Origin of the sequence: Pseudomonas sp. 2(2015), assembly GCF_000955865.1 — a bacterium.
GTDB lineage: Bacteria > Pseudomonadota > Gammaproteobacteria > Pseudomonadales > Pseudomonadaceae > Aquipseudomonas.
The window spans coordinates 270,628-279,114 of the sequence record NZ_JYOF01000011.1; the positions used below are offsets into that span (position 1 = coordinate 270,628).

The window sequence follows — 8,487 nt, forward strand, 5'->3', positions numbered from 1 at the left end:
CGGTGGTGGTCTGAGGCTTTGCGGGCTGCGCTGCAGCCCATTGCTGGCAAGCCAGAGGAAGACCCCTTGAAGATCGCCACCTTCAATATCAACGGCATTCGCGCGCGGCTGCCCAACCTGCTCGACTGGCTGCGGCGCGAACAGCCCGATGTGGTCTGCCTGCAGGAACTCAAGGCCGCCGATGCTGCGTTTCCGGCCGCCGATTTCGAGGCCCTTGGCTATGGCTCGCTGCACCACGGCCAGGCCTCGTGGAATGGCGTGGCGATTCTTGCCCGCGAGGCCCAGCCGCTGGAGATCCGCCGCGGCCTGCCGGGCCTTGAGGACGACAGCCAGAGCCGCTACCTGGAGGCCGCCGTACAGGGCATTCATATCGCCTGCCTGTACCTGCCCAACGGCAACCCGCAACCGGGGCCGAAGTTCGCCTACAAGCTGGCCTGGTTCGAGCGGCTGATCGCCCATGCCAAGACCCTGGTCGGCAACGATCACCCGGTGTTGCTGGCCGGCGACTTCAATGTCGTGCCCACCGATTTCGACATCTACAACACCCGCTCCTGGCTCAAGGACGCCTTGCTCCAGCCCGAGAGCCGCGACTGCTACCAGCGCCTGTTGGCCCAGGGCTGGACCGATGCCATCCGCCAGCTGTACCCGGATGAGCGGGTCTACACCTTCTGGGACTACTTTCGCCAGCACTGGCAGAAAAACGCCGGCCTGCGTATCGATCACCTGCTGCTCAACCCGGCCCTGGCCACGCAGCTGAAAAACGCCGGGGTCGATGCCTGGGTGCGCAACGAAGCGCACGCCAGCGATCATGCGCCGGTGTGGATCGAGCTCAAGGTCCGGGCGTGAGCCTGCGTACAACGGCCCTCGGGATTGAGTGCAGCTAGCGACTACATATGCAGTTACGAATACTGCGGTGCAAAGCGCTCTCGCGCACTAAGCTTTTAGCCCTTGAGTGCAGGCTTTATCAGGAGGTGTGCCATGCCCACCCGTCGCCACTTTCTTGCCGCCAGTGCCACCCTGGCCGCCGGGCTGGCCCTCACTGGCTTGCCCTTGGCCCAGGCCAGCAGCGCAATGCTCACCCGCAAGATCCCGTCCACGGGTGAGGCGCTGCCAGTGATCGGTGCCGGTACGTCTGGCAGTTTCGAGGTCGAGGCGGGTTCGCCTGAGTACCAGCAGCTCAAGCAAGTGCTCAAGGTGTTTTTCAATGGCGGCGGCCGGGTTATCGACACCTCGCCCAACTACGGCGGCGCCGACGCCATCCTTGGCCAGCTGCTGGAGGAGGGCGGCTGGCGGGACAAAACCTTTATCGCCACCAAGATCGCCGCCGACAGCCGCGCCGACGCCCAATCGCAGTGGGCCGGGACCCTGCAAAAGCTGCGCACCGACAAGGTCGACCTGCTGCAAATTCACAACCTGCGCGACTGGCAACGCCAGTTGCCCTATGCCCGCGAACTCAAAGCCCAGGGCCTGACCCGCTATGTCGGCGTGACCCACTACATTGACAGTGGCCTGGAAGCGCTTGAGCACATTCTGCGCAGTGAAGCCCTGGACTTCCTCCAGATCCACTACTCGGTCAATTCGCCCAAGGCTGCGCGCACCGTGCTGCCCCTGGCCCAGGACAAAGGCGTGGCGGTGTTGATCAACCGCGCCTTCGACGATGGCCGGCTGTTTGCCAAGGTCAAGGGCCAGGCGCTGCCTGGCTGGGCGACCGAGGCGGGCATCGGTAGCTGGGCGCAGTTGTTTCTCAAGTTCGCCATCAGCCACCCGGCGGTGACCACGGTGATCCCGGCCACCAGCCGCCCGGACCGCCAGCTTGACCAGCTCAAGGCCGGTAGCGGGCCACTGCTCACCAGCGCGCAGCAACAAGACCTGATCAAGCAGTTCGCCTGAAGCCATGAAACGCCTGGGCACCCGCGTGTTCAACGTCAGGCCTGGCGAGGCGCCGGCGGTGGTTGCCGGTTTGGCGCTGTTCTTTTTGCTGTTCGCCGGTTACTTCATGCTGCGCCCGGTGCGCGAAACCATGGGCGTGGCCGGTGGCGTGGACAACCTGCAGTGGCTGTTCACCGGGACCTTTGTCGTCACCCTGATCGCCTTGCCGCTGTTCGGCTGGCTGGCCTCGAAAGTACAGCGCCGGCGCATCCTGCCCTGGACCTACGCGTTCATGGCCAGCAACCTGTTGCTGTTTGCGGCCTTGTTCGCCGTGCAACCCGATAACCTCTGGGGCGCGCGGGCGTTCTATATCTGGTTGTCGATGTTCAACCTGTTGACCATCTCCCTGGCCTGGAGCGTGCTCGCCGACCTGTTCTCCAGCGAGCAGGCCAAGCGCCTGTTCGGCCTGCTGGCGGCGGGGGCGAGCGGCGGTGGCTTGCTCGGGCCATTGCTCGGGACGTTGCTGGTGGGCCTGATCGGTCACGCCGGGCTGGTGCTGCTGGCCACGGTGTGCCTGCTCGCCAGTGTGGTGGCGGCCATGTACCTGCAGCACTGGCGCGACCTGTACCCGCTGCCGGCGCAAACCGAGCATCCGCGTTCACAGGCGTTGGGCGGCAACCCCTTTGCCGGTGCCAGCGAGGTGTTGCGTTCGCCCTACCTGCTGGGTATAGCGCTGTTCGTGGTGCTGCTGGCCAGCGTCAGCACCTTCTTGTATTTCGAGCAGGCGCGGCTGGTGGCCGCGCACTTCACCAGCCGTACCGAACAGACCCAGGTGTTCGGCCTGATCGACAGCGCCGTGCAGGCCCTGGCGATCCTCACCCAGCTGTTTGTCACCGGGCATGTCGCCCGCAAGCTCGGGGTCGGGGTGTTGCTGGTGGCGGTGCCGCTGGTGATGGTGCTGGGGTTCATCTGGCTGGCCCTGGCGCCGCTGTTTGCCGTGTTCGTGCTGGTCATGGTGGTGCGCCGGGTGGGCGAGTACGCGCTGGTGCGGCCGGGACGCGAAATGCTCTACACCGTGGTTGAGCCCGGGCACAAGTACAAGGCCAAGAACTTTACCGACACCGTGGTTTATCGCGGTGCCGATGCCGTGAGTGGCTGGCTCAAGCGCGGCCTGGATGTGATGGGCGATCACCCGCAGCTGGCGATGCTCATCGGCGCGGGGATTGCCCTGGGCTGGGCAGGCAGCGGCTGGTGGCTGGGGCGTCAGCAGCGCCGGCGCGAGGATCAGCCGGGCCATGATTAACTGCTGCGCACCCCGCGCAACTGCGCGGCAAGCTCGGCATTGATCGCCACCAGCTTGGCAATGTTCTGCCGGGCCTTGAGCAGTTCGCTGTTGAGGTACTCGGCTTCGTTGGTCATCAGGACCACCTGATGCTTCCACATTTCCACCAGGGTCGGTGAGTCCGGTGCGGCGAAGTCTTCTTCGTAGTCGGTCATCATGGTTACTCGTTGTTGCTGTATGCATATACAGTAATCCATATTTGCAACCTTTTGCCAGCCCAGCCGACAAACTGCAGGTGCCTGTGGCATTGTTCGCTAACCTTTTTCCGAGCGGGACGGACATGAGCGAGCAGCGTGGCGCCCAGCGGCACATCAGCCTGGACCTGCTCAAGTGGCTGGCGATCATCAGCATGATCGCCGATCACCTGCGTTTTATCTGGCCGGCCGAGCATTGGCTGTTTGTCGTCGGCCGCCTGGCGTTCCCGTGGTTTTGCTTGGCGATTGCCGCCAACGTGGCCCGCGCCCCACCCGGGCAGGCCTTTACCGCGGGCACGGCGCGCTACCTGCAAGGGCTGGTGATTTTTGCCGTGCTGTCGCAGTGGCCGTATCGCTGGCTCAACGGCCCGTCGCCGACGCTCAACATCATGCCGACCCTGGCGCTGGGCCTGTTGATTGCCTGGGGCCTGCACCATCACCGTCGGCGCAGCAGTGTGTGGGTTGCCCTGGCAACAGCTGTGGTGGCGACGCTGGCAGCCGACGGGTTGATGTACGGGCTTGCCGGGGTGCTGCTGCCGGCGGCATTCCTGCTGGCCCTGCGCCTGGGGCCGCTAGCGTGGCTGCTGCCTGCAGGCCTGGCGGTGGCGGCCAACCTGAGCAACCTCTGGCTGCGCGCCCATCCGCTGCAGGCGATCTCGCTCATGGCCCTGGGCGCCGCACTGCTGTCGGCCCCGCTCGGCCTCGGGCTGTTGCGCCTGCAGCTGCAACGTCAGGTATGGCGCGTCGGGCGCTGGGGCTACTGGTTCTATCCGCTGCATCTGTTGCTGATCAAACTCATTACCATCATTGACTATACTTGAGCTTCAGGTACTGGCTCACCGGTCGAAGTCGCGCGGACCCAGGTGTATCGATCAGTGAGGGCTTGATTCGGGCCCCAGGTGTCGCAGCATGATGGAAGTTCACTGGGGCTACTTGCTGTTGGCGGCGATGCTGATCGCCTCGGTCGGGGTACTGGCCTGGGGCGCGGCGTTGGCCCGGCGCCGACGGCGCGAAGAGCGCATCGCCCGCGAGCACGAGCGCGACAATCAGCGCTAAGGGTGCCAGCAGCGCAGGTCAGATGGACAACCGTGATGAACCCGCACCTCAGTGAGATCGACCCGCAAACCATGCTCGGCAATCGCCGGCTGTTGTATTTCGAGGATGACGGCGCGACCCCCAACAGCCGCTTGCCGGTGCTGCTCTATCATCTTCGGCTCGCGCCGCAGAGCGACGCCGCGGCGGGCTTCGAAGCCTTGTTCCGCGCCCATCAATGGCCACCCTTGTGGCGTGCGGGCATCTTTGCCTACCAGCATTATCACTCCAACGCCCACGAAGCCCTGGGCGTTGCCTGCGGGCACGCCCAGGTGATGCTCGGCGGTGCGCAGGGCCAGCTCCTGGGGCTCAAGCGCGGCGATGTGCTGGTGCTGCCGGCCGGTACCGGGCACTGCAGCATCGACAGCAGCGAGGACTTTCTGGTGGTCGGCGCTTACCCGCTGGGCCAGCAGGGCTACGACATCCAGCGCCCCAGCGCCAAGACCCATGAGGCGTGCCAGGCGCGCATCGCCCAGGTGCCGTTACCTTGCCAGGACCCGGTGATCGGCGCCGGCGGCTGGCGGATCTAAAACGCTAGTCGCGTTGCAGCCAGGCGATATCCTGCGCCTGGTAACGGTGCGCACGGAAGATCGCATTGTTTTCACCCGGCAGGTAAGCCTGTGAGGCGGCGTCGGGGTAGGCGGCAAAATGCGGGTTGATGTATTCCCAGACCACCTCGCCAGCACGGGTAACCTCGAACAGGCGGCCGAAGTTGGCCTCGGTGATCAGCGTGTTGCCGTTGTGCAAACGCTGGGCGCCGCCCATGAACGGGGTGAAGAAGGCGTAGCCTGGGGTATCGGCATATTGCCATTCGATGCGCTGGCGCACGGGGTCGATCTCGATCACCCGCGAATGCGGCATCGATACCTGCGGGCGCGAGATGCCGTTGTCGAACACCAGGATACGGCCGTCCGCCAGCTCGCTGGGGCAATGCTGCTGCGCCACCAGGTCATGGCCCAGGCGCCAGAGTACGCGGTCGCTGGCTTTGTCGACGGCGATTACCGAGGACACGCTGCGCAGGCTGAGGATGACCTTGCCGTCGCGCCCCGGCGTCACGCTGTTGGTCATCGGCCAGTGATAGCGCTCGAAGCAGGCGTGCAGCGGGTAGTCCTCCGGGGCCAGGTGTTCCCAGCTGCGCCATTGCCAGAGCAGGTTGCCGGCGCGATCGACTTCCTTGACCACATCACCGTAGATCACCCCGCCAGGCGCTTCGCTGCCGGGGATACCGCCTTGCACGCGGCGGGCGATGTCCAGCGGCAGCGGCTCGGCGGTGGTGTACAGCAGGTTGCCGTTGGCCAGCCACTGGGCGTCATGATGATGGCCGAGATCGGTGTGCTGCCAGACTACTTCACCCTCGGGCGTCACCTCGCTGAAGGCGCCGCCATGCCACACCGACCAGCCCGGAAACAGCTCGGGCGAATCCGGGTGATTGCCGTTGTAGCCAAGGTTGCCGTTGGCGAGGATCACCGCGTCGCGCCCGGGGCGCTGGGGCAGTTGCCAGCGGTGCACTTCTTCGCCGTGCAGGTCGATCAAAAACACCTTGCCGCCGGCGGTTTGCGGGGCAAACAGGGTGTAGCCGCCGGCCGAACGCTCGGCGTCGACGGCCAGCAGGCCGGTGGCTTGGCGGCGCAAGGTTGTGTTATCGAGGGTGGGCATCACATTTCTCCAGATGAACGCCGCCCTGCCGGCGTTTGCGGCATGGCGACAAGGGCAGGGGGGTTAGGGCAGCAGGGGGTTGTAGCGGTCGTCGAAGGCCTCGGCGACCTTGATCGGCCGCGGAACCAACCGTGCCTGGGCAAAGCTGTCGGCCAGGCGTTGCTGCAGGCCGATGACCCGGGCGTCCAGGGCCACGTACTGCAAGTGCTGCTGGGCAAGCATGTCGCGCACCAGCGGCAAGGGCAGGCGGGTAACCCTGGCCAATTGTTGCGCCCAGGCTTCGGGGTTGGCCGTGGCCCAGGCCTGGGCGCGAGCCAGGCGCTGGACGAAATCACCCAGCGCCTCGGCTTTGTGCGGATCGTCGAGGGCGGCGAGGCTTGCCACGGTAAAGTTCAGCCCGGTTTCCGGCCACTGGCTGCCGTCCAGCAGTTTTTGCGCACCGCGCGCGGTGGCCTGGCCGACAAAGGGGTACCACACCGCCCAGGCATCGAGCTTGCCGCTGGCAAAGGCGCTCTGCGCATCCACCGGGCTTGCATAGACCACGTTGACGTCACTGAGCCGCAGCCCGGCGCGGGCGAGGGTGGCCAGCAGCAGGTAGTGGCCGCTGCTGCCTTTGGCCACGGCGATGCGCTTGCCCTTGAGGTCGGCCGCCTGGCGAATCGGCGAGTCCGCCTGCACCAGCAGCGCGTTGTTGTTCTGTGCACCTTCAGCCGCGGCGACCACGCGCACCGCAAAGCCGCCGGCCTGGGCAAACACCGGTGGCGCGTTACCGACTACACCCACGTCGATGGCAGCGGCATTGAGCGCTTCCATCAGCGCGGTGCCGGCGCCGAACGGGTGCCAGTCGAGGCGGTAGGCAAGCCCCTGGTCTTGGCCGGCGGCCACCAGCAGCGCCTGGGTCAGGCCGCTCTGGTCGCCGACTTCAAGTTCCGGCGCGGGCGCGGCCCAGACCTGCAAGGTGGCCAGCAGGCTGGTCAGCAACACAAGGTGCTTGGCAGTGAAGGACTTTCTCGGCATCGTCTGGGCTCTCGAATCACGTGTGCCTTGAGTATGTCGACGCAACCTGCCAGCCACCATGCCAAACACCCCACCTTTTCTGCCATGCACAGCGCCCGGACGGTGCTGGTACTGGCATTTCCCGGCGCGCTGCTGCTCAACGCCGCCGGGCCCCTTGAAGTATTTGCCGCGGCGTCGCGGGTGCTCGGCGGCGAACTGGCCGATAACCCGCCTTACCGGGTGATACTGGCGTCGGCCCAGGGCGGCGAGATCGAGACGATCTCCGGGATTGGCGTGATGACCCGTTCGTTGGCCGAGGTCGACAGCGCGCTTGCAATCGACACCTTGATCGTCATCGGTGGGCCGGGGGTTGCCGAGCTTGAGCGTGACCAGCAGGCAATCGCCTGGCTGCAACGCCGGGCGCCGACGGCGCGGCGCCTGTGTTCGATCGGCACCGGCGCCTTCGCCCTGGCCGCCGCCGGGCTGCTGGACGGACGCCGGGTGGTCACCCACTGGCAGTTTGCCCAGGCTCTGCAACACAGCTACCCGGCGCTGCGCGTGGAACACCAGGCGTTGTACCTGCATGATGAGCGCTTATGGACCTGCGGCGGCGCCGCGGCCGGCATCGACCTGGGCCTGGCCCTGCTCGAACAGGACCTGGGTGCCCAGGCGGCATTGGCCCTGGCGCGTTACTTCACCGTGTTTTTGCAACGCTCGGCCGAGCAGGCCCAGCTCAGCGCGCCGCTCAAGGCGCAAAGCCAAGCCCTGCACCGCGACCGTGACCAGCGCCTGGTGCGCCTGCATGCCTGGATCGCGGCAAACCTTAATGGCGACCTGCGGGTTGAACGCCTGGCCGAAAAACTCGGCATGAGCCCCCGGCACTTTGCCCGCGCCTATGCCGCGGCTACGGGCGGCACCCCGGCGCAAACCGTCGAAACCCTGAGGCTTGAAGCCGCCTGCCGCTTGCTCGAAACCAGCCAGGAACCGATCAAGCGCATCGCCGAAACCACCGGCTTCGGTAACGAAGAACGCATGCGCCGCAGTTTTCAGCGGCAACTGGGCACCAGCCCGCTGGGCTACCGTTCACAGTCAAGGCTGCAGCTTGCGCGCTAGCAGGTTTCATCGCCGGCAAGGCGGTTCCCACAGGTGGCGTAGGCCTTGAGAGGCGTGAGCGGATCCATTGGCAACGCTGCTCACACTTCACCTTTACGCTTTCGTGGCGGGCTACGAGTGGTGGTGAATGGACCGGCGATGCACGAAAAGCGAAAGCAAAAAAGCGCTTTGCTTCTAGATGTACGTAATCGCAGGCGCCACCTATCGTCCCTTGCAGAAGGCCGA

General features: G+C 65.7%; 10 protein-coding genes. 7 read left to right on the top strand and 3 right to left on the bottom strand.

From position 1 onward, the window contains the following. Positions 1 to 66 precede the first annotated feature (66 nt). The 3 genes from xth to UB48_RS16255 all read left to right on the top strand — a co-directional run bounded on the left by xth (position 67) and on the right by UB48_RS16255 (position 3,172). A complete protein-coding gene (xth, locus tag UB48_RS16245) occupies positions 67 to 846 on the top strand; it encodes an exodeoxyribonuclease III (RefSeq protein WP_045198857.1) in 780 nt (259 codons plus the stop codon). Positions 847 to 978: 132 nt separating this feature from the next. Continuing rightward, entirely contained in the window at positions 979 to 1,890 is a 912-nt protein-coding gene (locus UB48_RS16250) for an aldo/keto reductase (RefSeq protein WP_045198859.1), read from the top strand. 4 nt (positions 1,891 to 1,894) lie between these two features. Continuing rightward, positions 1,895 to 3,172 carry an NTP/NDP exchange transporter gene (locus tag UB48_RS16255; RefSeq protein WP_045198861.1) on the top strand — a complete coding sequence of 426 codons (1,278 nt, stop codon included), beginning with the start codon at positions 1,895 to 1,897 and terminating at the stop codon, positions 3,170 to 3,172. Here UB48_RS16255 and UB48_RS16260 read toward each other — a convergent pair. After that, the gene (locus tag UB48_RS16260) at positions 3,169 to 3,366 is read right to left on the bottom strand and encodes a hypothetical protein (protein ID WP_143013287.1); all 198 of its coding nucleotides are present in this window, start codon (positions 3,364 to 3,366) and stop codon (positions 3,169 to 3,171) included. The genes UB48_RS16255 and UB48_RS16260 overlap by 4 nt on opposite strands. 125 nt (positions 3,367 to 3,491) lie before the next feature. On the opposite strand from UB48_RS16260, the gene UB48_RS16265 reads away from it, so the two are divergent. From UB48_RS16265 to UB48_RS16270, 3 genes are all read left to right on the top strand, one after another. Further along, positions 3,492 to 4,226 (top strand): TraX family protein, encoded by a 735-nt coding sequence (locus UB48_RS16265; protein WP_045198865.1) that lies wholly within the window; start codon positions 3,492 to 3,494, stop codon positions 4,224 to 4,226. A gap of 88 nt (positions 4,227 to 4,314) precedes the next feature. Then, a complete protein-coding gene (locus tag UB48_RS27730) occupies positions 4,315 to 4,461 on the top strand; it encodes a hypothetical protein (RefSeq protein ID WP_156160215.1) in 147 nt (48 codons plus the stop codon). 35 nt (positions 4,462 to 4,496) lie between these two features. Beyond that, a complete protein-coding gene (locus UB48_RS16270; RefSeq protein WP_045198867.1) occupies positions 4,497 to 5,027 on the top strand; it encodes a cupin in 531 nt (176 codons plus the stop codon). Between the two features lie 4 nt (positions 5,028 to 5,031). On the opposite strand, the gene UB48_RS16275 is transcribed toward UB48_RS16270, so the two are convergent. Then, positions 5,032 to 6,153, bottom strand: a complete 1,122-nt coding sequence (locus tag UB48_RS16275; RefSeq protein ID WP_045198869.1) for an aryl-sulfate sulfotransferase — start codon at positions 6,151 to 6,153, stop codon at positions 5,032 to 5,034. Positions 6,154 to 6,216: 63 nt separating this feature from the next. Then, complete coding sequence (locus tag UB48_RS16280) at positions 6,217 to 7,170, bottom strand: ABC transporter substrate-binding protein (protein WP_045198871.1); 954 nt, start codon at positions 7,168 to 7,170, stop codon at positions 6,217 to 6,219. A 33-nt stretch (positions 7,171 to 7,203) separates the two neighbouring features. Between UB48_RS16280 and UB48_RS16285 the strand changes: the two genes are divergently transcribed. Next, positions 7,204 to 8,262, top strand: a complete 1,059-nt coding sequence (locus UB48_RS16285) for a GlxA family transcriptional regulator (RefSeq protein ID WP_052676530.1) — start codon at positions 7,204 to 7,206, stop codon at positions 8,260 to 8,262. Positions 8,263 to 8,487: the final 225 nt, after the last annotated feature.

Bases quoted from the DNA above. Each gene is read 5' to 3' on its own strand.
- UB48_RS16250 (WP_045198859.1), top strand. From the start codon at position 979: ATGCCCACCCGTCGCCACTTTCTTGCCGCCAGTGCCACCCTGGCCGCC.
- UB48_RS16255 (WP_045198861.1), top strand. From the start codon at position 1,895: ATGAAACGCCTGGGCACCCGCGTGTTCAACGTCAGGCCTGGCGAGGCG.
- UB48_RS16260 (WP_143013287.1), bottom strand. From the start codon at position 3,366: ATGACCGACTACGAAGAAGACTTCGCCGCACCGGACTCACCGACCCTG.
- UB48_RS16265 (WP_045198865.1), top strand. From the start codon at position 3,492: ATGAGCGAGCAGCGTGGCGCCCAGCGGCACATCAGCCTGGACCTGCTC.
- UB48_RS27730 (WP_156160215.1), top strand. From the start codon at position 4,315: ATGATGGAAGTTCACTGGGGCTACTTGCTGTTGGCGGCGATGCTGATC.
- UB48_RS16270 (WP_045198867.1), top strand. From the start codon at position 4,497: ATGAACCCGCACCTCAGTGAGATCGACCCGCAAACCATGCTCGGCAAT.
- UB48_RS16275 (WP_045198869.1), bottom strand. From the start codon at position 6,153: ATGCCCACCCTCGATAACACAACCTTGCGCCGCCAAGCCACCGGCCTG.
- UB48_RS16280 (WP_045198871.1), bottom strand. From the start codon at position 7,170: ATGCCGAGAAAGTCCTTCACTGCCAAGCACCTTGTGTTGCTGACCAGC.
- UB48_RS16285 (WP_052676530.1), top strand. From the start codon at position 7,204: ATGTCGACGCAACCTGCCAGCCACCATGCCAAACACCCCACCTTTTCT.